Here is a 625-nt window from a genome sequence, read left to right as displayed (position 1 = left end):
GAGAGCGGACCGGGGCCGTCGAGCACGCCCTTGGCCTGTGCGAGCGGGTCGCGGGGCGGGCGGAGTACTGCTTGGGCCACGGTCAGGTGCAGCCGGGCGGTGGCCAGGAGAAGCCGGGCGGCGAAGGGAAGCAGGGCGATCGCGACGATCGCGAGGGCCAGTGCCCCGGGAAGGGTGTGGACCCAGCCGAACGCGCCGTGCGGGCCTGCCGGACCGCCGGAGACGTCCACGGCCCGGTACCACAGCGGCAGCGTGACGCAGCCGAGGGACACCAGCCAGACGAGCAGCGCGAAGAGGTCGAGGACCAGCAGCGGCGGGAAGAGGAGTATGAGGTAGGCGCAGTCGCGGGCGAACGCCGGGTCGGTGCAGCGGGTCTTGAGGTGGGCGGGCAGACCGGCCTCGGTGACCTCGCTGTACCGGTAGGGGATGGGCCGGTCGACGAGTACGGCGCGGCCCCGTTCGACCTGCGCGCAGCTCCTGATCACCCACACCGAGCCGATGATCAGCGGCAGGGTCACGGTGAACTGGCTCAGCACCATGCCGCCCAGGAAGGCGGCCGTCGCCACGGCGAACAGGGCACCCCCGACCAGGGGATAGCTTGCGAGGTAGCCGGCGGCGAGCCAGG

General features: G+C 72.6%; 1 protein-coding gene. It reads right to left on the bottom strand.

Translation table 11 applies throughout. The features are described from left to right. Nucleotides 1–625 (bottom strand): sensor domain-containing protein (locus CCL05_RS43475; protein ID WP_107400603.1); only part of this gene is annotated, 625 nt, incomplete at both ends.

The organism is Streptomyces africanus (assembly GCF_002150735.1).
In the GTDB taxonomy this organism is placed as follows: domain Bacteria; phylum Actinomycetota; class Actinomycetes; order Streptomycetales; family Streptomycetaceae; genus Streptomyces; species Streptomyces africanus.
This window is presented reverse-complemented; position numbering and strand designations above follow the sequence as displayed.